The sequence below is a fragment of the Pseudomonas sp. LBUM1670 genome (genome assembly GCF_059695695.1).
Genome location: NZ_CP166783.1, coordinates 3,766,097 through 3,789,904 on the forward strand (window position 1 = coordinate 3,766,097; position 23,808 = coordinate 3,789,904).

Sequence of the window (23,808 nt, forward strand, 5' to 3'; positions counted from 1 at the left end):
CGACGCGCTTAATTTGCTGTGCTCCGCCGCGCGGGTTCGCTGGCGGCCGGCACCCGTGACCTGACGAGTAAACGATGGCTGATTTACCGATCAACGACCTAAACGTCGCCTCCAACGAGACGCTGATCACTCCTGACCAGCTCAAGCGCGATATTCCTCTGAGCGACGCTGCCCTGCGCACCGTCACCAAGGGCCGCGAAGTCATTCGCAACATTCTGGATGGCACCGACCACCGTCTGTTTGTGGTTATCGGGCCGTGCTCGATCCACGACATCAAGGCTGCCCACGAATACGCCGAGCGTCTGAAAGTGCTCGCTGCGGAAGTGTCCGACACCCTGTATCTGGTCATGCGCGTGTATTTCGAGAAGCCACGCACCACCGTCGGCTGGAAAGGCTTGATCAACGACCCGTATCTGGACGACTCGTTCAAGATTCAGGACGGTCTGCACATCGGTCGTCAGTTGCTGCTGGACCTGGCCGAAATGGGCCTGCCAACCGCCACCGAGGCCCTCGACCCGATCTCCCCGCAGTACCTGCAGGACCTGATCAGCTGGTCGGCTATCGGCGCGCGCACCACCGAATCCCAGACTCACCGTGAAATGGCGTCCGGCCTGTCCTCGGCCGTCGGCTTCAAGAACGGCACCGACGGCGGCCTGACTGTAGCGATCAACGCCCTGCAATCGGTTTCCAGCCCGCATCGTTTCCTGGGGATCAACCAGGAAGGCGGCGTGTCGATCGTCACCACCAAGGGCAATGCCTATGGCCACGTGGTCCTGCGCGGCGGCAACGGCAAACCGAACTACGATTCGGTCAGCGTCGCACTGTGCGAGCAGGCGCTGAACAAGGCGAAGATCAAACCGAACATCATGGTCGACTGCAGCCACGCCAACTCCAACAAGGACCCGGCACTGCAACCGCTGGTGATGGAGAACGTCGCCAACCAGATCCTCGAAGGCAACCAGTCGATCATCGGCCTGATGGTCGAAAGTCACCTGAACTGGGGTTGCCAGGCCATCCCGAAAGACCTCGCCGACCTGCAATACGGCGTGTCGATCACCGATGCCTGCATCGATTGGTCCGCTACCGAAAACACCTTGCGCAGCATGCATGCCAAGCTCAAGGATGTGCTGCCGAAACGCGATCGCACCTGATCACTTTTCAGCGCACAAAAAAAACGCCGGGCTAAACCCGGCGTTTTTTTATGCGTTCGTTTTACTGACTCAGCTTGGCCGCATGCCGCTGGTGGCGTTCCATGTAGCGCTCCACGTAGGAACACGAAGGAATGACGGTGTAGCCCATTTCCTCGGCGTACTCCAGGGCCTTCTCGGTCAAGGCTGCCGCAATGCCGCGACCACGCAATGCATTGGGCACAAAGGTGCGATAGATATCCAGGGTCTGTTTCCCCAGATCCATATAGGTCAGGTAGGCACGATGACCGTCCACATTGGTCTCGAACTGATGACCAGCCTGGTCATGGTGGATGGACAACGCCTCACTCATCACTACTCCTCGCGGGTCTTTTTTTCTGACCCCTACCTTACCGATGTTTTTCCGGCGAAGGAACATCTACGCCACCCCGTGCCTGAATGGACACCGAGAAGAGCTGCACCGATCTCGCGCAACCGAGCACGTATCAAATAGTAGGCGCCATTGGCAGAAATGCTCAAGGTACGCTCGTCATCACGCAAGGGTTGGGCAGGTGCCGCTCCGGGGGTTACGCAGGGACGCCTCGACCGAAGATCTTGGGTGGTCGATCGTCTGAACATTGCCGGATGTTGAGACTTAAGACGAGCGCCCTTCTTTTAAGTCACCTCAACTAGGAGAAAGATATGAGAGGTACCGCTCAAATCCCGAACAAAAGTGTAGACGAATCCATGTAGACAGACTTAAGCCAAGACCGCGAAAACAGTCGCGGCAGCCGGGAACTTTTCCGTGCCAACTCGCTCTGCGCGGGCTTTGCAGCTGAATATTTTTTAATCAAATGCAAGTAAAAGTTGCTCGAAAAAGAATCAACGCCTACAATTTTTTTTGCTTCTTGCTTTACGTCAGTTTACTTACGACAAGTAATGGGTAGTATGTACGCCGGCTATTTCCTCACTCTGAGGAGACAGCTACTTAATTGAAAGTCCTTGAAGGGGAACACGATGAACAACGTTCTGAAATTCTCTGCTCTGGCTCTGGCCGCAGTTCTGGCTACCGGTTGCAGCAGCGTATCGAAAGAAACCGAAGCACGTCTGACCGCTACTGAAGACGCAGCTGCTCGCTCCCAGGCTCGTGCAGACGAAGCTTACCGTAAAGCTGATGAAGCTCTGGCTGCTGCTCAAAAAGCACAACAGACTGCTGACGAAGCTAACGAGCGTGCTCTGCGCATGCTGGACAAAGCTAGCCGCAAGTAATAATCCTTCGGGATTGTTATCAAGCCGACCCATTTATGGGTCGGCTTTTTTATGGCCGGTCGTTTTGTACCGGCCATAAAAAACCCGCCGACGCAGCCTGCATCGGCGGGTTCTGTTCAAGCCTTACTGCAGCGGGTCGAGCGGTGCACTCGTCACCATCGGTGCGGAAGCGTTCGGCACGGCGATTTCCACCGGCAGGCCATCTTCAGCGGCCACCACATCACGCACCACTTCCCAGTCCATGCGCAGGTTGTTGGTGATGTCCTCACGCTTGAGCATCGCATTGATCACGGCGGTGTGCTTGTCGACCACCGACGGGTTGCCTTTGTCGTCCAGCGGCGTGTGCGCTTCCAGGTAGACCTTGCCGCCACTGATGCCGAATTTGTACGGGTCGTTGATGATCCGTACCGACGTACCGACCGGCACCATGCCCGCCATTTCCAGCACATTGTTGTTGAACATGCGGAAGCAACCGTGGCTGGTGCGCATGCCGATACCGAACTTCTTGTTCGAACCGTGGATCAGGTAACCCGGCGTGCCCAGGCTGAATTTGAACGGCCCCAGCGGGTTGTCCGGGCCGGCCGGCACGACGTTTGGCAACGGGTCACCGTCTGCAAGGTGCTCGGCCTTGATCGAGGCTGGAGGCGTCCAGGTCGGGTTCGGTGTCTTGCCCGTGATGGTGGTGTGAGCGATCGGTGAACCCCAACCCTCACGACCGATGCCCAGCGGGAAGGTGTAAACCACATTCCGGCCTTTCGGGTAGTAGTAGAGGCGGTATTCAGCCAGGTTGATGACGATACCTTCACGCGGGCCTGGCGGCAGGATGAAGCGCGTCGGCAGCACGATTTCAGTACCGGCGCCCGGCAACCAGGCATCGACGCCAGGGTTGGCCGCGAGCATTTCCGAGTAACCCAGATCGTAAGTGGTGCCAAGGTCGGCGAAGGTGTCTTCGTACTTGGCCTTGATGACCTGAACCTGGCCGATGATGTCTTCACCAGGCGGTGGCAGGGGCAACTCCAATGCGGCTACGGGGCCTGCCACACAAAGGGCGGCAAGAGACAGGCAGCGGGTGACGGCAGGAAAACGCGGCAACATCCGGAAAATCCTTCGCATATTCGACTAGGGTTTAAGAACGCGATTGTACACTGGCGCTTCGGTATTCGGGGAGACGCACCGATAGAGCGCGCATTGGCCGGGGAAACGGAATGCGGGCTTGTTGATCGGGGCTTGTCGTTGTATGGCAGGTGCTGGGGTTGGTCGCGATGGAGGTCTGAGGGTCGACCGTTTTTTTGTCCGTGTACATATCCATTTCTGCGGTAACGGCGGCTATTGGTTTCGCCCTTACGGCGAGTCACTTGGAAGAGCCCCAAGTAACCAAGGGCTATTGCCTGAATGGCACTTACTTAACGTGTTTCGGATGACCATTCGCCCGAACCTCTGCCCTTGCCAGCGAACGTGGCTTGGTCAGCAAAGGGTAGGCTTGGGGTCGTCGTTTAACAGCACGCGGCTCGATGCGGCCCGGGCGATTTCCAACGCGTCGTTGGGCGATCAATTCCAGCAATGTTAAAAAATTGTCTCTTCCGGGATCGCCGTATTGCCTCAGTGCCAGCCAAAGCTGGAGGCTGTGCTTGAAGCTCAGCTCTCGTGGCAAACAGTCTGCCAGTGCGGCCGACTGCGCCATGATCATTCGAATCAGGTTGTGCGCCAGTAAATAAACCCACAGCTCCTTGATAGCCATATCCGGCGTCTTGCAGCTCAGCTTCCCCAAGCCCAGCGTCGCTTTGAGATTGCGTAAGTCCAGCTCCACATGCCAGCGGTTCTTGTACAGCGACTTGAGCGCCGTCTTCGGTACCTGCCTGGGGCACCTCAGGGTGGTAACCAAGGTTTTGCCATCCACTCTAAGTTCCCGAACCTGCAATCGCTCCGGGGCCTGTTCAAAATACCGCTGGCTCATCCACACAGGTCGTCGCGCAGGTTTTTGATATTCGATCAGGTGATCTTCTGTGCCCAAACTTTGGCCCAGTCGAAAGTCAGTACTGCGCCGACGTATACCGTATTGTTCAAACACACCGTCCACGCCTCTGCGCTGTAATTCGCAAAGCAGAAAATAAGTGGCGTAATAGGCATCGCCCAAAAGGATATCGCCTGTTTTCAGCGTATCCAGCATCGACCTGAGGAGCGTCTGCTCATCCCCGCCCTTGCCTTGGAAACGGCCCACGGCAGCATTTAAGACAGCGCCACTGGACAAACAAACGATACCGACCATTCGAGACAGTGGAAAACCAAGACCGACTTTCTGACCACGAGATTGAGGGTAGGCGGCCTGGTTTGCCGCCGTGTCGGGCATGCTGATCGTAGTGCCATCCACCAGTCGTACCGGCCTGTCCAGCCAGCGCCAGGATGTCGGGGCATGATCGCTGATCAACGCGCCCGTGTGATGGAGCAATGTAGAGACCATTTCGACAGGCAGTCGTTTTCTGGCTTTGCAATAGGCCCCGGTCCTGGTACTGCTAGGGCTCAAGCCTCCACAGACGCGTTTTATTGAAAAATCATTGACGACATTCTGACAGGAGCGGTCAGCCCCCATCGCCTGGGCGAGAAACATGGAAAGCGTTTCGGTCGGCGGAAACAACCGCTCCCGATGCTCGGGCAGTGAGGACTCTACAACGGGCAATAGCTGCGGGGCCGTGAGCAAATCGAAGAATGCGTAGGCGTCGGCGTTGGAGGCGTGCTGACGCAGGCGATGTTGTTGATGCTGAACAATTTGGCGTCTACGATTCATCTGGGCTGTGTCCTTGGTTTTCGGCGTGTGTTCGCAACTATCACCGTAGACCAAGGCCAGCCTTCTCCAATTTCACAGCGTAAATGACGTTGCCGGCAGCTAAGTAAGTGCCATTCGGCTATTGCCCCTTTCGTTCGGTGCCTCGCTAAGGCTCGGCATGCCCTCGCTCCGGTCCTGCTCCGTGGGCCCGCCGCGATCGGCCATCCATGGCCGGGGCGGCTACCGCGGCATCCTTGCCGCGGTGCCCACTACGCAGAACCTGCGCTCGGCCTCTCGAGGGGGCGTATACCTCAAAAGCCAAATCAAAAGCCAAAGCGAGGCGGCCTGATAGCCGACCTGACAGTTAGTCCGCTCATCGGCGTATTTCCCCGATGCCATGCCGGACATCAATCCACTGTGGGAGCGGGCTTGCTCGCGAAGGCGGACAGGCAGTCAGCATTGATGTTGACTGACACGGCCTCTTCGCGAGCAAGCCCGCTCCCACAGGTACTCATTGCACATTCAGATTATGTGAACGATCAAGTCAGCGAAGCGCGCCCGCTTGATGCCCCGGTCGGCCCAGAGGCCGCCTCGCTTTGGCTGTTGCGGTGCACGCCCCCTCGAGAGTCCATACATAAGGGCGAAACCAATAGCAGCCGTTACCGCAGCAACGGATATGTACACGTCACAAAAAACGCTCGGCCATCAAAGCTCAAAGCGCAGCTCTGGCCAAATCGGCGAAGTCCCGCGTTTCTGCGATTCCAGGATCGCCCGGCACAGCGAGCACAGGCGCTGATCCTGGAAAACGCGACGATCGACGCTCGACCAGCGCGGCTGCGCCGGTAGCAGGCTGCCGCACAAGGTTCGATCGGCCGAGCCGGCCAGCTCCAACTGACGGGTCACCAGATGTACCCGCACTTCCTGGCAGGCGAACAGATCCAGCTGTTCGTCAGGCTCGATCAGTTGGTAGGCAAAAAGTGACCAGGCGGGACGCGGCATCGGGGGCTCCAAATCGGGGGCGCCACCTTAGCCCAAACGCCGCCGCTAGAAAAGCGTCAAAGCAGCGGTTTCAGTGTAGGCCAGACATTTTCCAGCAACTTGTCCTGAGCCCTCGCAGTGGGGTGCAAGCCGTCGGCCTGCATCAGGTCCGGATGACCGCCCACGCCGTCGAGAAAAAACGGCACCAGCGGGATTTTTTTCTCGGTGGCGACGTTGCTGTACACCTCGGCGAAAGCCTTGGTGTAGCGCGCGCCATAGTTGGGTGGCAGTTGCATGCCGAGCAGCAGCACCTTGGCTCCACTGGCGCGGGAGCTGTCGATCATCGCTGCAAGGTTTTGTTGCAATTGCGTTGGGAGCAATCCGCGCAGGCCGTCGTTACCGCCCAACTCGAGGATCACCAGCTCCGGCTTATGCTCCGCAAGCAGCGCAGGCAGGCGCGCCTGGCCTCCGGCACTGGTGTCGCCGCTGATGGACGCATTGACCACCTTATCGTCGAAACCTTCGCGCTTGAGCCGTTGCTCAAGCAACGAGACCCACCCAACGCGGGTATCCAGTCCGAAACCGGCGCTGATACTATCGCCAACGATCAGGACTGTACCCGCCGCTGCGTTCTGGGCCATGCACATCAAGGCCAGGCCAGCACTCAAAAACCACACACGCATCGGATTCTCCATGGGCGCAAGCATTCTCACCGCGAAGAACCTCAGCAAAGTGGTTCCCAGCGCGGAAGGTGAACTGACTATCCTGCACGAACTCAGCCTGGAACTGAACAAGGGCGACAGCCTGGCCATCGTTGGCGCGTCCGGTTCCGGCAAATCCACCCTCCTCGGTCTGCTCGCCGGCCTCGACCTGCCGAGCAGCGGCGAAGTCACCCTCGCCGGCCAGGGCCTGAGCACTCTCGATGAAGATCAACGCGCGCGTATTCGCGCCGAACACGTCGGTTTTGTGTTCCAGTCCTTTCAGCTGCTCGACAGTCTCAACGCTCTGGAAAACGTGATGCTGCCGCTGGAACTCGATGGCCGCAAAGATGCCCGCCAGCGCGCCACCGAACTGCTGCAGCGTGTTGGCCTCGGCCAGCGCCTGACCCACTCGCCACGTCAACTCTCCGGTGGCGAACAGCAGCGCGTGGCGATTGCCCGTGCGTTTGCCGCCGAGCCCGATGTGCTGTTCGCCGACGAACCCACCGGCAACCTCGACAGCCACACCGGCGAGCGCATCAGCGACTTGCTGTTCGAATTGAACAAGGAGCGCGGCACGACCCTGGTGCTGGTGACCCACGATGAACGCCTGGCACATCGCTGCCGGCGCCTGATCCGACTTGAAGCCGGCCTGCTGGTCGCCCCTCTGGAGCCTTGATGGCACGCTTGCCGCTGTTGCGCCTGTTCAGTCTCGCCATCCGCCAATTGCTGCGCGACGCCCGTGCTGGCGAGTTGCGGGTGTTGTTCTTCGCCTTGCTGGTGGCGGTAGCCGCGAGCACCGCCATCGGCTACTTCGGTGCCCGCCTGAATGGCGCCATGATGCTGCGCGCCACCGAATTTCTTGGCGCCGATCTGCTGCTTGAGGGCAGTTCACCGGCGCGACCCGAACAGATCAAAAGCGGGACGGAGCTGGGTCTTGAACATGCGCAGGTGGTGGAGTTCTCCAGCGTCATCGCCACCGACAACGGCATTCAGCTGTCCAGCATCAAAGCCGCCGACGATGTCTATCCCCTGCGCGGCGAACTGAAAAGCGCCCCCGCGCCCTTTGCTCCGGAAGAGCCCGGGGGAGGACCGAAATCCGGCGAGGCCTGGGTCGAGGCACGATTGCTGACCGCACTGGATTTGAAGATCGGCGACAGCATCGACGTCGGCATGCGCACTCTGAAACTGGCGCGCGTGCTGACCTACGAACCGGATCGCGCCGGCAATTTCTACAGCCTGACGCCGCGCGTGCTGATCAACCTCAGCGACCTCGCCGCCACCGGTGTGGTGCAACCCGGCAGCCGCGTCAGTTACCGCGAACTCTGGCGCGGCAACGCCGAAGCGCTGGAAACCTACCGTCAACTGATTAAACCCGGCCTCGCCGCCAACCAGCGCATTCAGGATGCCCGTGACGGCAACCGACAGATCGGCGGCGCTTTGGGCAAGGCCGAACGTTACTTGAACATGGCCAGTCTGGTGGCGGTTCTGCTGTCCGGTGTCGCGGTGGCATTGTCGGCGACGCGCTTCGCCACCCGCCGCTTCGATGCCAGCGCGTTGTTGCGCTGCCTGGGTCTGTCCCGTCGGGAAACCATGGTCCTGTTCAGTTTGCAGCTGACGGTGCTCGGACTGTTGGCCAGCATCAGCGGCGCGTTGATTGGCTGGCTGGCGCAGCTTGGCCTGTTCGCGCTGCTGCATGATTTGTTGCCAACCGACGTTCCGCCGGGCGGCCTGTTTCCGGCCATCGCCGGGATCGGCACCGGCCTGGTGGCGCTGGCCGGTTTTGCCTTGCCGCCCCTCGCGGCGCTAGGACGGGTTCCGCCATTGCGGGTTTTGCGCCGCGACATGCTGCCGATTCCTTCCAGCACCTGGATGGTCTACGGCGCGGCATTGGGTGCACTTGGTTTGATCATGTGGCGCCTGAGTCTGGATCTGCTGCTGACCTTCGCCCTGCTCGGCGGTGGCGTGATTGCGGCGCTGATGCTGGGGGGCTTGTTGTTACTGCTTCTGAAAAGCCTGCGCCGGATGCTCGCGCGCGCTTCGTTGCCGTGGCGTCTCGGATTGGGTCAATTGCTGCGCCATCCACTGGCTGCCGCCGGACAATCCCTGGCCTTCGGTTTGATCCTGCTGTCCATGGCGTTGATCGCCCTGTTGCGCGGTGAACTGCTGGACACCTGGCAGAACCAGTTGCCGAAAAACGCGCCGAACTATTTCGCGCTGAACATTCTGCCGGCGGATAAACAGGCCTTTACCGATCGCCTGATCGAACTGTCAGCGAAATCGGCGCCGCTGTACCCGGTGGTGCCCGGACGCTTGATCAGCATCAACGGCGAGCCGGTGCAGGAGATCGTCAGCAAGGACTCGGCCGGAGATCGGGCGATCCAGCGCGACCTGAGCCTGACCTGGGCGGCGGACCTGCCGGCGGGCAACAAACTCACTTCAGGCAACTGGTGGAGCGAACAGCCAGCGGACGATATTCCCGGCGTGTCGGTGGAAGGCAAAGTCGCCGAAAGCCTGAAGCTCAAGCTGGGCGATCACATGGTGTTTACCGTCGGCGGGGTCAATCGCGAAGCAAAAGTCACCAGCCTGCGGGACATCAACTGGGACAACTTCCAGCCGAACTTCTTCATGATCTTCCAGCCGGGAACCTTGAAGGATCTGCCGGCGACTTACCTGACCAGCTTCTATCTGGCGGCGGGTCATGATCAGCAGATTGTCGACTTGTCCCGGTCCTTCCCGGCGGTGACCATCCTCCAAGTTGAAGCTTTGCTGGAGCAACTGCGCAGCATCCTCGCCCAAGTCACCCTGGCAGTGGAATACGTGCTGTTGTTCGTGTTGGCGGCAGGTATGGCGGTGCTGTTCTCGGGCCTGCAAGCGACGCTGGATGAACGCATCCGCCAGGGGGCATTGTTGCGAGCGCTGGGAGCCGAGCGACAATTGCTGGTCAAGGCCCGGCGGATTGAGTTCGGTCTGCTCGGCGCGGTCAGCGGATTGCTGGCGGCACTGGGTTCGGAACTGGTGAGTCTGGTGCTGTACCGTTACGCGTTCGATCTGCCATGGCACCCGCATCCATGGCTGTTGGTACTGCCATTGATCGGCGCTGCGCTGATCGGCGGTGCCGGTGTGTTCGGCACCCGTCGGGCCTTGAACGCCAGCCCCCTGACAGTGTTGCGCGAGGGTTGATAGACTCAAGCCTTATCAACCACAAGAAGTTGCCATGAGCCGTTATCGCCCTCCCCGCACCGCTGGCACCGCGCTGATCACCCCCGAAGGTGAAGCGCGGATGCGGGCCGAGTTTCATGAGCTCTGGCATGTGCGCCGACCGCAGGTCACGCAATCGGTCAGCGAGGCCGCGGCGCAAGGTGATCGCTCCGAGAACGCCGAATACACCTACGGCAAAAAGATGTTGCGCGAGATCGACAGCCGCGTGCGTTTTCTTACCAAACGCCTGGAAGCGCTCAAGGTCGTCAGCGAAAAGCCGAGCGATCCGAACAAGGTCTATTTCGGCGCGTGGGTCACGATAGAGGACGAGGACGGCAAGGAGTCGCGTTACCGCATCGTCGGCCCGGATGAACTGGACTTGAAACTGGGCCTGATCAGTATCGACTCACCGCTGGCACGAGCCCTCATCGGTAAGGCGCTGGACGCCGAAGTTCGAGTCCAGACACCGACGGGTGAGCAATGCGTGTATATCGTGGCGATCGACTACCCATAACCTCAACGGCGGGTGATCAATCCTTGTCGGGCAACGCGGGTCAGTTGCCTGATTACTTCCGGCGCCTCTTCGACGCTGGGCGATTGAATCACCGCCAGGTCGAAACTGTCGCTGGCGAATCGAGCCAGCGACTCACCGTCTTCGACAAACTGGATCAGAAACGCTGCCGGCCCGCCGGTGCGACGTGGCCAGCCATCCAGATAACGCAGGAGCGTCGGTTGATGTTTGCCGCCAAGCAGGATTTTTGGATTGCGCTGGGTGAGGTGTGCCGTGATCGGCGCGGGGCGTACAACGGGGTTTAGTGCATTCATCGTGTCGTGTCTCTGCCTCAAAGTCTGCATGGCAGGTGAGAGGCAACACCGAACCAGCGCTTTAGCGGTATTTCGAAGCCTGTTTCAAGCTTCTGTCGGCAACTGAATGAGTCACCTGGCGCCCCGCAAGTAGCTGTTTAAATCGGCGCATGAGCAGCATCCTAGAGAAGCTGACTGGACAGTGTCAAGAATGACGCACAACAAAAAAGGCCCGCGCAATGCGCAATGCTGTTCACTTAAGAAAATCTTCAGGCGGGCAAGAAATCTGTGGCGAGGGGATTTATCCCCGCTGGGTCGAGAAGCGGCCCCCAGCGTCCGTTCAGACAAATTGAGTTGTCCGGATTTACGACTGCTTCACAGCCGAACGGGGCGGTGCGACGTTTCGCTAAATCCCCTCGCCACAAATGTGGGCACCCGCGCTTAAGTGAGCTGCATTACGCGCAATGCGGGCCTTTTCGTTGAGCCAGAGCGGTCAGCCAGCGATGGCGCGGTCGGCCGACAGTTTGCCGGCGCCTTCGATCAGCACGGCGATGCTGCCACCCAGCAGGGCCAGGGCGAATTCATAACCGTTGTTGGCCATGAACAAACCGTGAGGGAGGTGCACCGAGAAGATCGCCACCACCGTGAGGATGGTCAGGCCGAGGGCTGCCGGACGGACCAACAAGCCGATGATCAAGGCAAGACCGCCGAAGAACTCAGTACCGCCCGCCAGCGTCGCCATCAGGTAGCCCGGTGCCAGACCGATGCTCTCCATGTACTGCGCGGTGCCCGCCAGACCGTAACCACCGAACGCCCCGAAAAGTTTCTGCGCGCCGTGGGCAGCGAAGATGATGCCGACGAAGATCCGCAGAATAGTCAGGCCGTAGCCGGCGCGGGTAAACAGTACCTTGTTGATCAGTGTGCTCATGCTGTGTCATCCATTCTGGAGTTATGTATGTTGGTTGGCCGCTATATTAATCAGTAAATCGAATGTTAAAAGCGCAATTATTCCGCCATAACAATCAGTTTATCCGATCATTTGCGTGAGGCCACTTTCTGCCCCTGGGGCTCCAACGACTCCCGCTCCCGATCGAACGCCAAGTAATACTTGTTCACGCTATTAACATAGCTGACGGGGCCCATTCCCACCTGTTCCATGGCGATGCGTTCAACCTGGAAGAACCACTGATTGGGATTCAAACCCCGCCGACGAGCTTCGGCACGCATGCCCTGCACCCGCTCCGGCCCGATGTTGTAAGCCGCCAGCACGAACGCCATGCGCTCACGCTCATTGAGTTTGGGGCTGGCAAAAAACTTGCGGCGGATCATCGCCAGGTACTTGGCCCCGGCCTGCACGTTGCCGTCGAGGTCCTGAATATTATTGACCCCCACGCGCTGGGCTGCGGACGGGGTGATCTGCATCAAGCCAGTGGGGCCGCTACCGTTGCGGGCGTTGGGCTGCAGGGCAGATTCCTTGAACGCCAGTGCCGCCAGGTTCAGCCAGTCCATGTCTTGGGCAGCAGCGTGCTTTTGCAGCACCGGTCGAAGTTTTTCCAGGCGCTGGCGATCAGCCTTGGCCAGCGGGTAGTGCACTTGATACAGGCGCCGATAGATCCGCAGGAACGCCGCGTCCTGATCCGAGGGCTTTTTGTACCCGGTCAGGAAACGATCGATGCTCGCCCGCAGCATTGAGGCATCACGACGCACAAACCAGAACTCTTCTCCCGGCTCGCTGATCAGCACCTGCCGATCGAAGCGCAGCTTGGGCAGGATCTTGCCCCAGCGCTCGGCAATCGGTAGCTCGACGATCGTCAGGTGAAAGATGCCGCCCTGAACCATCTCCAGCACGTCTTCGACCGCCAGGCTCGGGTCGACCCACTCGATCTTCACCGGCGCCAGTTTGTGCAGGGCAAGTTTTTGATTGATTTGACTGATCGCTTCCCCGGCGGCACTGCCGGTGGGCAATGCCAGGGTTTTACCGGAGAGTTGTTCAACGTGGGTGTAGCGTTTCTCGCCTTTGATCCCGACCAGCACCAGCGGGATGTTGCTGGCAATAGACTCACTGGTGCTGACGGCGTAACCCGGTTGCAGATCGAGCAATTCCCCCGGCGCAACCAGATCGCCCTCCCCGCGCTGTAAGGCGCCGAGCAGTTGATCCTTGGCTTTGGGGATGATCTTTAGGGTGACTTCCTGACCGTCGCGGGCGTAACCATTGAGATATTGCTCGAAAGCGCGCAATCGATGGTATTCGACGCCAATGGCCTGGCCCTGGACTTCGCCGGAGCTGTTGCGGCTCTGGTTGACCAGCACCTTCAGCACACGGCTGCTGCGGATTTCCTGCAGATCGCGCACCTTGGCCGCCGGCACGGCTTGCAGCGGGCCGGCCAGACGCGCAACCGCCGGCATCGGCAGCAGCAACGAACCAAACAGCAGTAACAAAATCGAGGGACGTATCATCCACTCTCCGGAAAGAATACTGGGCCGATTTCAACAATTTTCATGAAACCGAACGACAGAAACAGAGCGCCTTGAGCGCTGGCAAAGTGCGAAAGACTGGCACAGTGATGGCACGCTGACCACCCCGGCTTGTCTCGTGGCATCAAAAGACAGCGTTAACTCGTTGTAGTTCTTGGCTTTTCTTATAAATCTTCAGCTCTGATATGCTTTCCGGCCTTTGGTCCGAGGTAGCACCATGCAACTCATCGATATCGGCGTCAACCTGACCAACCCCAGTTTCGCCGACAAGCACCAGGCTGTACTCGACCGCGCGTATGCCGCCGGGGTCTGCCAATTGGTGCTCACCGGCACCAGTGTCGAGGGCAGTGAACAGGCGCTGGAACTGTGCCAGCAACTGGATGACACGGCTCAACGGCTGTTCGCCACCGCCGGCATTCACCCGCATGCGGCCAGCGACTGGAACGCCGACAGCGCCCAGCGTCTGCGCAGTTTGCTCAAAGAGCCGAACGTGGTGGCCGTGGGTGAATGCGGCCTGGATTTCAATCGCGATTTCTCTCCGCGTCCGCAACAGGAAAAAGTCCTCGAGGAGCACCTGGCGATGGCGGTCGAACTGCAACTGCCGGTGTTTCTCCATGAGCGAGACGCCAGTCAGCGCTTGCTGGAAATCCTCCGCGATTACCGCGACCAATTGCCGGCCGCCGTGGTGCATTGCTTCACCGGGGAGAAGAAAGCGCTGTTCAGCTACCTCGACCTGGACTTGCACATCGGCATCACCGGCTGGATCTGCGACGAGCGTCGCGGCACGCATTTGCACCCTTTGGTGAAAGAGATCAAGCGCGGGCGGTTGATGCTGGAGAGTGATGCGCCGTATCTGCTGCCGCGCAGCTTGCGGCCCAAGCCGAAGAATGGTCGCAACGAACCCGCGTATCTGACCGAAGTGTTGCGGGAAGTGGCGTTGCATCGCGGGGAAAGCGAGGAAGAACTGGCGGCTCACAGCACCGCATGTGCTCGAACCTTTTTCGGGCTACCAGTGGTGTCGCTATTGTAGGAGCGAGCTTGCTCGCGATGATCTCCAAAACACCGCGTTTATCCAGCATAAACGCGTTATCGCTGGCGTCCATCGCGAGCAATCGAGCGTCGACCGGCTGCTCCTACAATTAATGGCTGCGCATCATTTCTTTTGGCACGTACTTGCCGATTTCGAACTTGCCGATCGCCGCGCGGTGCACTTCGTCCGGGCCGTCGGCCAGGCGCAGGGTGCGCTGCATCGCATACATGTAGGCCAGCGGGAAATCGTTGGAAACCCCTGCCCCGCCATGGATCTGGATCGCCCGGTCGATGACCCGTAGCGCCACGTTCGGTGCGACCACCTTGATCTGCGCGATTTCGCTCTTCGCCACTTTGTTGCCGACGGTGTCCATCATGTACGCCGCTTTCAAGGTCAGCAGGCGTGCCATGTCGATTTCCATCCGCGAGTCGGCGATTTTGTCGATGTTGCCGCCCAGACGCGCCAACGGTTTGCCGAACGCCGTGCGGTTCACCGAGCGTTTACACATCAGTTCCAGCGCACGCTCGGCCATGCCGATCGAACGCATGCAGTGGTGAATCCGGCCCGGGCCAAGGCGACCCTGAGCGATTTCGAAGCCGCGTCCTTCGCCCAACAGGACGTTTTCGTACGGCACCCGGACGTTTTCGAACAGCACTTCGGCGTGGCCGTGTGGCGCGTCGTCGTAACCGAACACCGGCAGCGGGCGGACGATCTTCAAGCCAGGGGCATCTACCGGCACCAGAATCATCGAATGCTGGGCGTGGCGCGGCGCATCGGGATTGCTCAGTCCCATGAAGATCATAATCTTGCAGCGTGGATCGCAGGCACCCGAAGTCCACCATTTCCTGCCGTTGATCACCCACTCGTCACCGTCACGCACGGCGCGGGCGGCCATGTTGGTGGCGTCGGAGGAAGCCACGTCCGGCTCGGTCATGGCGAACGCCGAGCGGATCTCGCCGCGCAGCAGCGGTTCGAGCCAGCGTTGTTTCTGTTCTTCGTTGGCGTAACGCACCAGCACTTCCATGTTGCCCGTGTCGGGTGCCGAGCAGTTGAACGGCTCGGGGCCCAGCAGCGAGCGGCCCATGATTTCTGCCAATGGCGCGTATTCGAGGTTGCTCAGGCCGGCGCCAAGTTCGGACTCAGGCAGAAACAAATTCCACAGGCCTTCAGCCTTGGCCTTCAGCTTGAGTTCTTCCATGATCGCGGTCGGCTGCCAACGGTCGCCCTCGGCAACCTGCCGTTCGAACACGGCTTCGGCGGGATAAACGTAGGTGTCCATGAACGCGGTCACGCGCTCACGCAGTTCTTGCACCTTGGGCGAATAAGCGAAATCCATGAGCAGCTACCTTCTGGGGGGAGGTTGTTTAGGTCATGCAAACGATGCTAGAACAGCTACGAAAATTTACCTAGCCTATTCTCGGCGTGTATTAACATTCATCACCGATATATGATCGGGTGATTGCCGAGGCCCCCGGCCTCATCAAAACGCCACAACAATAAGAGTGAAGCGCAATGAATCTGAGCAAGGTCGACCTCAACCTTTTCATCGTCTTCGACGCGATCTACACCGAAGCCAACCTGACCCGCGCCGGGCAGATTGTCGGCATTACTCAGCCTGCGGTCTCAAACGCTCTGGCACGCTTGCGCGAGACCTTCAACGACCCGTTGTTCGTGCGTACCGCCCAGGGCATGGTGCCAACGCCGATGGCCCAGAACATCATCGGCCCGGTGCGCAACGCCCTCTCCCTGCTGCGGGTGTCGGTGCAGGAAAGCCGCATCTTCAACCCGCTGCAGGCGGTCAAGACGTACCGTATCAGCATGACCGACCTCACCGAAGCGGTGATTCTGCCGCCGCTGTTCCAGCGCCTGCGACGCCTGGCGCCGACGGTGATCATCGAAAGCTTTTTGTCCAAGCGCCGCGAGACCACCAAGGAACTGGCAGCCGGTCGGCTCGATTTTGCGGTGGATGCGCCGCTCAACACCGACCCGCAAGTGCGTCACGTCAAGTTGATGGAAGACCGTTACGTGTGTGCCATGCGCAAGGGCCATCCGCTGGCGGGCAAAGAGAAATTCACCCTCGATGATTACATGTCGCTCACTCACATCCACATTTCCAGCCGCCGCAGCGGTCTCGGTCATGTTGACCTCGCGCTCGGTAAAATGGGCATCCAGCGCAAGATCGCCCTGCGTTCCCAGCATTACCTGATGGCGTCACAGGTGTTGCAGCAGACCGACATGGTCATGACCGTGCCGGAACGCTTCGCCCGCCGCCATGATTTGTACGCGGTGTACCTGCCGGTCAACGATGTACCGCCGGTGGAAACCCACCTCTACTGGCACGAAAGCACTGATCAGGACCCGGCCAACCGCTGGATGCGTGAGCAGATGATCGAGTTGTGCCAGCAGGTGACGGCGCAAGAAAAGAAGCTCGATAAGGTGTAGACGTTGCACCGCGTTATCGTTCTTCGCGGGCAAGCCTCGCTCCTACAGGATTTACGCGAACCGGTAGGAGCGAGGCTTGCCCGCGAAGAGGCCCGCAAGAACACTGAAATCTCACACCACTTGACGTAAACGTCAACCTGACATTAGCTTAGCGCCATGACCTTTTTCGAGCGCGCCCATGAGCAGCCAGACCTATAGCATTTCCGACCTCGCCCGCGAACTCGACATCACCACGCGAGCCATTCGTTTCTATGAAGAGCAAGGCCTGCTCAGCCCCGAGCGCCGTGGCCAGGAACGCATCTATTCGCCCCGGGACAAGGTCAGCCTGAAGCTGATCCTGCGGGGCAAACGCATTGGTTTCTCCCTGGCCGAGTGCCGCGAGCTGATCGAGCTTTACGACCCCACCGGCGGCAACCAGAAACAGCTGCAAACCATGCTCAACAAAATCGCCGAGCGCCGCGAACAACTGGAGCAGCAGATGCTCGACATCGAGCAGATGAAGCTGGAACTGGACACGGCGCAGGAGCGCTGCACCCAGGCGCTGGAACAGACGATGAAAAGCCAGCCGGTGATTCAGTAGGTTCACGAATTTCCCTGTGGGAGCGGGCTTGCTCCCACAGGGTTAATGCCAACATTCAGAAAATCCGCACAGGTCGATCCCCATGTCCCTTCCCTCCTACGTACGCCTGGTCGAAGTCGGTCCCCGCGACGGCCTGCAAAACGAAGCTCAACCGATCAGTGTTGCCGACAAGGTGCAACTGGTCGACGCGCTGACCGCTGCCGGCCTCAGCTATATAGAAGTCGGCAGTTTTGTCTCGCCCAAATGGGTGCCGCAGATGGCCGGGTCCGCTGACGTCTTCGCGCAGATCCAGCGCAAACCGGGCGTGACCTACGGCGCCCTCGCCCCCAACCTGCGCGGGTTCGAAGATGCGCTCGCCGCCGGGGTCAAGGAAGTCGCGGTGTTCGCTGCGGCGTCCGAAGCGTTCTCCCAGCGCAACATCAACTGCTCGATCAGCGAAAGCCTGGAGCGTTTCGCGCCGATCATGGAAGCCGCCAAACAGCATGGCGTCAGCGTGCGCGGGTATGTGTCGTGTGTGCTGGGTTGCCCCTACGAAGGTAACATCGCACCGGAACAGGTGGCCCGGGTCGCCCGCGAGCTCTACGCGATGGGCTGCTACGAAATCTCGCTGGGCGACACCATCGGCACCGGCACGGCAGGCGCGACGCGCAAGATGTTCGACGTGGTGTCCGCCGACGTACCGCGGGAGAAACTTGCCGGGCACTTCCACGACACCTACGGCCAGGCCATGGCCAATATTTACGCCAGCCTGCTGGAAGGCATCGCGGTGTTCGACAGCTCCATCGCCGGCCTCGGCGGCTGCCCTTACGCCAAGGGCGCCAGCGGTAACGTCGCCACTGAAGACGTGGTTTATCTGTTGAACGGCCTTGGTATCGACACGGGTATAGACCTGGACGCCTTGATTCTGGCCGGCCAGCAGATTTGTACCGTGTTGGGCCGTCCGACCGGTTCGCGCGTGGCGAAGGCGCGCAGCGCACAGTGAGTGTGTCCGGGTGTTACCGCCTCTCTGAAATGTGGGGCTGAACCGAGTAACACGGAAACAAATTGTCGGGTTTAGGCTGAGCGAAAAATCCAACAAAAACTCAACGTGTTGATTTTAAAGGGTTTTTAAAAGTTGGCACGGCTTCTGCTATCTCTATGGCATAATAAAAAGCAGCAAACCAATAAAAATAAGACGAAACGACTCTGACATAACAAGAACAACACGGCAGAGACGCAGCTAACAGATTTTTTTGGAGAAGGTGTGCTTTTCAGGGTGCTTTTCGGAGTCACCCGCAACCGGGCAGAGAACAATAAAACTACCTTCAGGTAGCTCCCGAACTGGTTGGATCGCTTAGCGAAAAAGTAGATCAGCGCTCAAAAAAATACGTTTGCTCTTGATCCCGGATGGGGATCGACAAAAACAGCGGTAAAGGGTCACGGTTGCCAAAAACAAAAACAGACCGCCCCTCAATAATAAAAAAAGAGCACGCGCAACGAAAATTAAAGGGGAGCTTCGGCTCCCCTTTGTGCTTTCTGCGATTTGTAATTCCCCCCAATTCAAATGTGGGAGCGGGCTTGCTCGCGAATGCGGTGGATCAGTCAATGAATGTACGGACTGATCCACCGCATTCGCGAGCAAGCCCGCTCCCACAGGGGATTGTGGTCAACCGTTGTTTCTGCGCAGCTCCTCGATACTGATCTCGCGCATCCGGAATTTCTGGATCTTGCCGGTGACGGTCATCGGAAACTCTTCGACGAACTTGAAGTAACGCGGTGTCTTGAAGTGCGCGACGCGCTCCTTGCACCAGGTTTGCAGCTCTTGCTCGGTGGCGCTGTGGCCCGGGTGGAACTTGATCCAGGCGACGATCTCTTCGCCATAGCGCGAACACGGAATGCCGATCACTTGCACGTCCGCCACCGCCGGGTGGGTAAAGAAGAACTCTTCCAGCTCCCGCGGGTAAATATTCTCACCGCCGCGGATGATCATGTCCTTGTTGCGCCCGGCAATGCACACGTAGCCTTCATCGTTCATGCTCGCCAGATCACCGGTGTGCATCCAGCCGGCCTGGTCGATCGCTTCCGCAGTGCCTTCGGGGTTGTTCCAGTAACCGAGCATTACGCTGTAACCGCGGGTGCAGAGTTCGCCAATGGTGCCGCGAGGCACCAGGTTGCCCGCCTCGTCGATGATTTTGCTCTCCAGTTGCGGCTGGGTGCGGCCGACGGTGGTGACGCGCAATTCCAGATCGTCTGACGGACCCGTCTGCAAAGACACCGGGCTTGTTTCCGTCATGCCGTAGGCAATCTGCACTTCGCTCATGTGCATTTCGCTGATGACCCGACGCATCACTTCGATCGGACAGGTCGCGCCCGCCATGATCCCGGTGCGCAGCGTCGACAGGTTGAACTCGGCGCGCTGCGGCTGATCGAGCATCGCGATAAACATCGTGGGGACGCCGTAAAGCGCGGTCGCTTTTTCTTCGGCGACAGTGGTCAGGGTGAGCAACGGATCAAAGGCGTCGTTGGGGTAAATCATGGTGCTGCCGTGAGTGATGCAGCCCAGATTGCCCATCACCATACCGAAGCAGTGATACAGCGGCACCGGGATCACCAGTCGATCATTGGTAGTCAGCCCGAGGCTTTCGCCGACCATGTAACCGTTGTTCAGGATGTTGTAGTGACTGAGGGTCGCACCCTTCGGGAAACCGGTGGTGCCGGAGGTGTACTGGATATTCACCGGCTGGTCGAAATGCAGGCTGCCCTGACGTTCGCGCAACTGTTCGGCGGACACGCTGGCCGCGAGATCGGCCAATTGTGACCATGGCAGGAAACCCGATAGCGGTTGCGCATCCAGACTGATGACCCCGCGTAGTTCAGGCAGGCGTTCACTCTTTAACTGTCCGATGGATTGCTCCGCCAACTCAGGCGCCAGCCCTTGCAACATGCCGTGATAGTTGGAGGTCTTGAAAGAGCCGGCGCAGACTAGCCATTGGCAACCCGATTGCTTCAAAACGTATTCGAGTTCAGAGCTGCGATACGCCGGATTGATGTTGACCAGAATCACGCCGATTTTCGCGCTGGCAAACTGGCTGATGCACCACTGCGCGCAATTCGGTGCCCAGATGCCGAGGCGATCTCCGGCCTGCAAGCCCAGCGCCAGCAATGCTCTGGCATGCAGGTCCACCGCGTCGGACAGTTGTTGCCAGGTGTAACGCAGCTGTTGATGGCGTACGACCAATGCCTCTCCAGTCGAGTACTTCGCGACGGTGTTATCGAACGCCTGACCGATGGTCATCGCCAGCAGGGCTTTGTCCTGGGAACCACGGGTATAGCTGCGCTGCGGGCTTGCACTGGGTTGATCCATGACGACCCCTATTGTCTTTATTAGTGGGTGTTACGGCGGCCTCTTGTGGGAGCGGGCTTGCTCGCGAAGGCGGACTAACATTCAACATTGATGTTGGCTGATAAACCGTTTTCGCGAGCAAGCCCGCTCCCACAAGGGTGGCTCGCCTTGCTATGAACTGGCCCTACTCTCGCTCAAGTTGACGTTAACGTAAAGGGTGATTGACAGCCATTCGCCACAGGCTTACGTTAACGTAAAGGTGAGAGCCCAATCACAGCCCTCCCCACCCTACAAAAAAGCCAAAAGGTGACCCATGAGCTACCCATCCCTGAACTTTGCCCTCGGTGAAACCATCGACATGCTGCGCGATCAGGTTCAGTCCTTCGTCGCCAAAGAGATCGCCCCGCGCGCCGCTCAGATCGACATCGACAACCTGTTCCCCGCTGACCTGTGGCGCAAATTCGGCGACATGGGTCTGCTCGGCGTTACCGTGCCGGAAGAGTACGGTGGCGCTGGCCTGGGTTATCTGGCCCACGTGGTCATCATGGAAGAAATCAGCCGTGGCTCGGCGTCGGTCGCGTTGTCCTACGGCGCGCACTCCAACCTCTGCGTCAATCAGATCAACCGCAACGGCAATCACGAACAGAAAAGCAAATACCTGCCCAAGCTGATCAGCGGCGAGCACATCGGCGCCCTGGCCATGAGCGAGCCGAACGCCGGTTCCGACGTGGTCTCGATGAAATTGCGCGCGGACAAACGCGGCGATCACTACGTTCTCAACGGCAGCAAAACCTGGATCACCAACGGCCCCGACGCCAACACCTACGTGATCTACGCCAAGACCGACCTGGAAAAAGGCCCCCACGGCATCACCGCGTTCATCGTCGAACGTGACTGGAAAGGCTTCAGCCGCAGCAACAAGTTCGACAAGCTCGGCATGCGCGGTTCCAACACCTGCGAACTGTTCTTCGATGACGTCGAAGTGCCGGAAGAGAACATCCTCGGCGTGCTTAACGGCGGCGTAAAAGTGCTGATGAGCGGCCTCGATTACGAACGCGTTGTGCTGTCCGGTGGCCCGACCGGAATCATGCAGGCGTGTATGGACCTGATCGTGCCGTACATCCACGACCGCAAGCAGTTCGGCCAGAGCATCGGCGAATTCCAGCTGATCCAGGGCAAGGTCGCCGACATGTACACCCAACTCAACGCCAGCCGCGCCTACCTGTATGCCGTCGCTCAAGCCTGCGAACGCGGCGAAACCACGCGCAAGGACGCCGCCGGCGTGATCCTCTACAGCGCCGAACGCGCCACGCAAATGGCCCTCGACGCGATCCAGATTCTCGGCGGCAACGGCTACATCAACGAATTCCCGGCCGGTCGTCTGTTGCGTGACGCCAAGCTGTACGAAATCGGCGCTGGCACCAGTGAGATCCGTCGCATGCTGATCGGTCGCGAACTGTTCAACGAAACCCGCTAAGACGGAGCTGTCCATGGCTATCCTGCATACCCAGCTCAACCTCCGTTCGGCGGAGTTCGCGACCAACAGCGCGGCGATGCTCAAACAGGTCGACGCCTTGCATACCCTGCTCGCACAAGTGCAGCAGGGTGGCGGCCCGAAGGCGCAAGAACGCCACACTTCGCGGGGCAAATTGCTGCCCCGTGAGCGCATCAATCGCCTGCTCGATCCGGGTTCGCCGTTTCTTGAGATCAGCCAATTGGCGGCTTACGAGGTGTATGGCGAAGACGTTCCGGCTGCTGGCGTGATTGCCGGGATCGGCCGCGTGGAAGGCGTCGAGTGCATGATCGTGGCCAACGATGCCACCGTGAAGGGTGGCTCGTATTACCCGCTGACCGTGAAAAAGCACCTGCGCGCCCAGACCATCGCCCAGCAGAACCGTTTGCCATGCATCTACCTGGTGGATTCGGGCGGCGCCAACCTGCCGCGTCAGGATGAAGTGTTTCCGGACCGCGAGCACTTCGGGCGGATCTTCTTCAACCAGGCCAACATGAGCGCCATGGGCATTCCGCAGATTGCCGTGGTCATGGGCTCGTGCACCGCCGGTGGCGCTTACGTGCCAGCGATGGCCGACGAAGCGATCATGGTTCGCGAGCAAGCGACGATCTTCCTCGCCGGTCCGCCGTTGGTAAAAGCGGCGACGGGTGAAGTGGTCAGCGCTGAAGATCTGGGCGGCGCCGATGTGCACTGCAAGATCTCCGGCGTCGCCGACCACTACGCCGAGAGCGATGAACATGCCTTGGCCATTGCCCGACGCAGCATCGCCAACCTCAACTGGCGCAAACTCGGTGAAGTCCAGCAACGCACGCCCATCGCCCCGCTCTACAACAGCGACGAGTTGTATGGCGTCGTGTCGGCGGACGCCAAGCAACCGTTCGACGTGCGCGAAGTGATTGCGCGACTGGTAGACGGTTCAGTGTTCGACGAATTCAAGGCGCTGTTCGGGACCACGCTGGTGTGCGGTTTTGCTTACCTGCACGGTTACCCGATCGCCATTCTCGCCAACAACGGCATCCTGTTCGCCGAGGCCGCACAGAAAGGCGCGCACTTTATCGAACTGGCTTGCCAGCGCGGCATCCCTTTGCTGTTCCTGCAAAACATCACCGGGTTCATGGTCGGCCAGAAATACGAGGCCGGCGGCATCGCCAAGCACGGCGCGAAACTGGTGACCGCCGTGGCGTGCGCCAAGGTGCCGAAGTTCACCGTGATCATCGGCGGCAGTTTCGGCGCCGGTAACTACGGCATGTGCGGGCGGGCCTACGATCCGCGCTTCCTGTGGATGTGGCCTAACGCACGCATTGGCGTGATGGGCGCCGAGCAAGCGGCGGGCGTTTTGGTACAGGTCAAACGCGAGCAGGCCGAGCGCAGTGGCCAGGGTTTCAGCGCCGAGCAGGAAGCCGAGATCAAGCAACCGATCCTCGATCAATACGAAGAACAGGGCCACCCTTACTACTCCAGTGCACGGCTGTGGGATGACGGTGTCATTGACCCGGCGCAGACCCGCGATGTGTTGGCCCTGGCCTTGTCCGCGTCGCTGAACGCGCCAATCGAACCGAGCCGCTTCGGCGTGTTCCGGATGTGATTTTCTGTGGGAGCGGGCTTGCT

21 protein-coding genes are annotated in these 23,808 nt (G+C 59.5%); 11 read left to right on the forward strand and 10 right to left on the reverse strand.

Going from position 1 to position 23,808, the window contains the following annotated elements:
- The first annotated feature begins 74 nt into the window (after window positions 1-74).
- Entirely contained in the window at window positions 75-1,151 is a 1,077-nt protein-coding gene (locus ACA073_RS17095) for a 3-deoxy-7-phosphoheptulonate synthase (RefSeq protein WP_150631053.1), read from the forward strand.
- 61 nt (window positions 1,152-1,212) lie between these two features.
- Here the strand turns inward: ACA073_RS17095 and ACA073_RS17100 are convergent, their stop codons facing one another.
- Window positions 1,213-1,500: a GNAT family N-acetyltransferase gene (locus ACA073_RS17100; RefSeq protein WP_008057026.1), complete on the reverse strand. Its 288-nt coding sequence runs from the start codon at window positions 1,498-1,500 to the stop codon at window positions 1,213-1,215.
- A gap of 644 nt (window positions 1,501-2,144) precedes the next feature.
- Here ACA073_RS17100 and oprI point away from each other — a divergent pair.
- On the forward strand, window positions 2,145-2,396 hold the full coding sequence (gene oprI, locus ACA073_RS17105) for an outer membrane lipoprotei OprI (RefSeq protein ID WP_002553018.1): 252 nt from the start codon (window positions 2,145-2,147) through the stop codon (window positions 2,394-2,396).
- Between the two features lie 123 nt (window positions 2,397-2,519).
- On the opposite strand, the gene ACA073_RS17110 is transcribed toward oprI, so the two are convergent.
- The 4 genes from ACA073_RS17110 to ACA073_RS17125 form a co-directional block, all read right to left on the reverse strand.
- Entirely contained in the window at window positions 2,520-3,491 is a 972-nt protein-coding gene (locus ACA073_RS17110; protein ID WP_497397996.1) for a L,D-transpeptidase family protein, read from the reverse strand.
- 304 nt (window positions 3,492-3,795) lie between these two features.
- Entirely contained in the window at window positions 3,796-5,178 is a 1,383-nt protein-coding gene (locus ACA073_RS17115; RefSeq protein ID WP_497404122.1) for an IS4 family transposase, read from the reverse strand.
- 684 nt (window positions 5,179-5,862) lie between these two features.
- Window positions 5,863-6,156 (reverse strand): hypothetical protein, encoded by a 294-nt coding sequence (locus tag ACA073_RS17120; protein ID WP_497397998.1) that lies wholly within the window; start codon window positions 6,154-6,156, stop codon window positions 5,863-5,865.
- Between the two features lie 56 nt (window positions 6,157-6,212).
- Window positions 6,213-6,818 carry an arylesterase gene (locus ACA073_RS17125; RefSeq protein WP_497398000.1) on the reverse strand — a complete coding sequence of 202 codons (606 nt, stop codon included), beginning with the start codon at window positions 6,816-6,818 and terminating at the stop codon, window positions 6,213-6,215.
- A 10-nt stretch (window positions 6,819-6,828) separates the two neighbouring features.
- On the opposite strand from ACA073_RS17125, the gene ACA073_RS17130 reads away from it, so the two are divergent.
- Genes ACA073_RS17130 through greB form a run of 3 tightly spaced genes read left to right on the forward strand, consistent with a single transcriptional unit; the run spans window position 6,829 to window position 10,548 of the window.
- Window positions 6,829-7,512 (forward strand): ABC transporter ATP-binding protein, encoded by a 684-nt coding sequence (locus ACA073_RS17130; protein ID WP_497398002.1) that lies wholly within the window; start codon window positions 6,829-6,831, stop codon window positions 7,510-7,512.
- Window positions 7,512-10,016 (forward strand): ABC transporter permease, encoded by a 2,505-nt coding sequence (locus tag ACA073_RS17135; protein WP_497398004.1) that lies wholly within the window; start codon window positions 7,512-7,514, stop codon window positions 10,014-10,016. Before ACA073_RS17130 ends, ACA073_RS17135 begins: the two co-directional genes overlap by 1 nt.
- A 34-nt stretch (window positions 10,017-10,050) precedes the next feature.
- Complete coding sequence (greB, locus tag ACA073_RS17140; RefSeq protein WP_008031876.1) at window positions 10,051-10,548, forward strand: transcription elongation factor GreB; 498 nt, start codon at window positions 10,051-10,053, stop codon at window positions 10,546-10,548.
- A gap of 2 nt (window positions 10,549-10,550) precedes the next feature.
- On the opposite strand, the gene ACA073_RS17145 is transcribed toward greB, so the two are convergent.
- The 3 genes from ACA073_RS17145 to ACA073_RS17155 form a co-directional block, all read right to left on the reverse strand.
- Window positions 10,551-10,859, reverse strand: coding sequence for a class I SAM-dependent methyltransferase (locus tag ACA073_RS17145; RefSeq protein ID WP_461954023.1), 309 nt, complete (start codon window positions 10,857-10,859; stop codon window positions 10,551-10,553).
- 472 nt (window positions 10,860-11,331) lie between these two features.
- A complete protein-coding gene (locus tag ACA073_RS17150) occupies window positions 11,332-11,766 on the reverse strand; it encodes a DoxX family protein (protein ID WP_497398007.1) in 435 nt (144 codons plus the stop codon).
- Between the two features lie 107 nt (window positions 11,767-11,873).
- Complete coding sequence (locus tag ACA073_RS17155; RefSeq protein WP_497398009.1) at window positions 11,874-13,295, reverse strand: MltF family protein; 1,422 nt, start codon at window positions 13,293-13,295, stop codon at window positions 11,874-11,876.
- A 235-nt stretch (window positions 13,296-13,530) separates the two neighbouring features.
- Here ACA073_RS17155 and ACA073_RS17160 point away from each other — a divergent pair, with 235 nt between their 5' ends.
- Window positions 13,531-14,343: a TatD family hydrolase gene (locus ACA073_RS17160; RefSeq protein ID WP_497398011.1), complete on the forward strand. Its 813-nt coding sequence runs from the start codon at window positions 13,531-13,533 to the stop codon at window positions 14,341-14,343.
- 109 nt (window positions 14,344-14,452) lie between these two features.
- Here ACA073_RS17160 and ACA073_RS17165 read toward each other — a convergent pair whose 3' ends face one another.
- Complete coding sequence (locus tag ACA073_RS17165; protein WP_497398013.1) at window positions 14,453-15,679, reverse strand: acyl-CoA dehydrogenase; 1,227 nt, start codon at window positions 15,677-15,679, stop codon at window positions 14,453-14,455.
- Between the two features lie 176 nt (window positions 15,680-15,855).
- Between ACA073_RS17165 and ACA073_RS17170 the strand changes: the two genes are divergently transcribed.
- The 3 genes from ACA073_RS17170 to ACA073_RS17180 all read left to right on the forward strand — a co-directional run bounded on the left by ACA073_RS17170 (window position 15,856) and on the right by ACA073_RS17180 (window position 18,347).
- Entirely contained in the window at window positions 15,856-16,785 is a 930-nt protein-coding gene (locus tag ACA073_RS17170; protein WP_497398015.1) for a LysR family transcriptional regulator, read from the forward strand.
- A gap of 178 nt (window positions 16,786-16,963) precedes the next feature.
- Window positions 16,964-17,365, forward strand: coding sequence for a MerR family transcriptional regulator (locus tag ACA073_RS17175; RefSeq protein ID WP_497398017.1), 402 nt, complete (start codon window positions 16,964-16,966; stop codon window positions 17,363-17,365).
- Window positions 17,366-17,447: 82 nt separating this feature from the next.
- Entirely contained in the window at window positions 17,448-18,347 is a 900-nt protein-coding gene (locus ACA073_RS17180) for a hydroxymethylglutaryl-CoA lyase (protein ID WP_497398019.1), read from the forward strand.
- Window positions 18,348-19,010: 663 nt separating this feature from the next.
- Here the strand turns inward: ACA073_RS17180 and ACA073_RS17185 are convergent.
- Complete coding sequence (locus ACA073_RS17185; protein ID WP_497398021.1) at window positions 19,011-20,708, reverse strand: AMP-binding protein; 1,698 nt, start codon at window positions 20,706-20,708, stop codon at window positions 19,011-19,013.
- A gap of 292 nt (window positions 20,709-21,000) precedes the next feature.
- On the opposite strand from ACA073_RS17185, the gene ACA073_RS17190 reads away from it, so the two are divergent.
- Both ACA073_RS17190 and ACA073_RS17195 read left to right on the forward strand, forming a co-directional pair.
- Window positions 21,001-22,164, forward strand: coding sequence for an isovaleryl-CoA dehydrogenase (locus tag ACA073_RS17190; RefSeq protein ID WP_017339825.1), 1,164 nt, complete (start codon window positions 21,001-21,003; stop codon window positions 22,162-22,164).
- Window positions 22,165-22,177: 13 nt separating this feature from the next.
- Window positions 22,178-23,785 (forward strand): carboxyl transferase domain-containing protein, encoded by a 1,608-nt coding sequence (locus ACA073_RS17195; RefSeq protein ID WP_497398023.1) that lies wholly within the window; start codon window positions 22,178-22,180, stop codon window positions 23,783-23,785.
- The last annotated feature ends 23 nt before the right edge of the window (window positions 23,786-23,808 follow it).

Coding starts and splice junctions, on each gene's coding strand:
- ACA073_RS17095 (WP_150631053.1), top strand. CDS start 75: ATGGCTGATTTACCGATCAACGACCTAAACGTCGCCTCCAACGAGACG.
- ACA073_RS17110 (WP_497397996.1), bottom strand. CDS start 3,491: ATGTTGCCGCGTTTTCCTGCCGTCACCCGCTGCCTGTCTCTTGCCGCC.
- ACA073_RS17160 (WP_497398011.1), top strand. CDS start 13,531: ATGCAACTCATCGATATCGGCGTCAACCTGACCAACCCCAGTTTCGCC.
- oprI (WP_002553018.1), top strand. CDS start 2,145: ATGAACAACGTTCTGAAATTCTCTGCTCTGGCTCTGGCCGCAGTTCTG.
- ACA073_RS17175 (WP_497398017.1), top strand. CDS start 16,964: ATGAGCAGCCAGACCTATAGCATTTCCGACCTCGCCCGCGAACTCGAC.
- ACA073_RS17100 (WP_008057026.1), bottom strand. CDS start 1,500: ATGAGTGAGGCGTTGTCCATCCACCATGACCAGGCTGGTCATCAGTTC.
- ACA073_RS17115 (WP_497404122.1), bottom strand. CDS start 5,178: ATGAATCGTAGACGCCAAATTGTTCAGCATCAACAACATCGCCTGCGT.
- ACA073_RS17120 (WP_497397998.1), bottom strand. CDS start 6,156: ATGCCGCGTCCCGCCTGGTCACTTTTTGCCTACCAACTGATCGAGCCT.
- ACA073_RS17195 (WP_497398023.1), top strand. CDS start 22,178: ATGGCTATCCTGCATACCCAGCTCAACCTCCGTTCGGCGGAGTTCGCG.
- ACA073_RS17125 (WP_497398000.1), bottom strand. CDS start 6,818: ATGCGTGTGTGGTTTTTGAGTGCTGGCCTGGCCTTGATGTGCATGGCC.
- ACA073_RS17135 (WP_497398004.1), top strand. CDS start 7,512: ATGGCACGCTTGCCGCTGTTGCGCCTGTTCAGTCTCGCCATCCGCCAA.
- ACA073_RS17145 (WP_461954023.1), bottom strand. CDS start 10,859: ATGAATGCACTAAACCCCGTTGTACGCCCCGCGCCGATCACGGCACAC.
- ACA073_RS17190 (WP_017339825.1), top strand. CDS start 21,001: ATGAGCTACCCATCCCTGAACTTTGCCCTCGGTGAAACCATCGACATG.
- ACA073_RS17130 (WP_497398002.1), top strand. CDS start 6,829: ATGGGCGCAAGCATTCTCACCGCGAAGAACCTCAGCAAAGTGGTTCCC.
- ACA073_RS17150 (WP_497398007.1), bottom strand. CDS start 11,766: ATGAGCACACTGATCAACAAGGTACTGTTTACCCGCGCCGGCTACGGC.
- ACA073_RS17155 (WP_497398009.1), bottom strand. CDS start 13,295: ATGATACGTCCCTCGATTTTGTTACTGCTGTTTGGTTCGTTGCTGCTG.
- ACA073_RS17180 (WP_497398019.1), top strand. CDS start 17,448: ATGTCCCTTCCCTCCTACGTACGCCTGGTCGAAGTCGGTCCCCGCGAC.
- ACA073_RS17165 (WP_497398013.1), bottom strand. CDS start 15,679: ATGGATTTCGCTTATTCGCCCAAGGTGCAAGAACTGCGTGAGCGCGTG.
- ACA073_RS17185 (WP_497398021.1), bottom strand. CDS start 20,708: ATGGATCAACCCAGTGCAAGCCCGCAGCGCAGCTATACCCGTGGTTCC.
- greB (WP_008031876.1), top strand. CDS start 10,051: ATGAGCCGTTATCGCCCTCCCCGCACCGCTGGCACCGCGCTGATCACC.
- ACA073_RS17170 (WP_497398015.1), top strand. CDS start 15,856: ATGAATCTGAGCAAGGTCGACCTCAACCTTTTCATCGTCTTCGACGCG.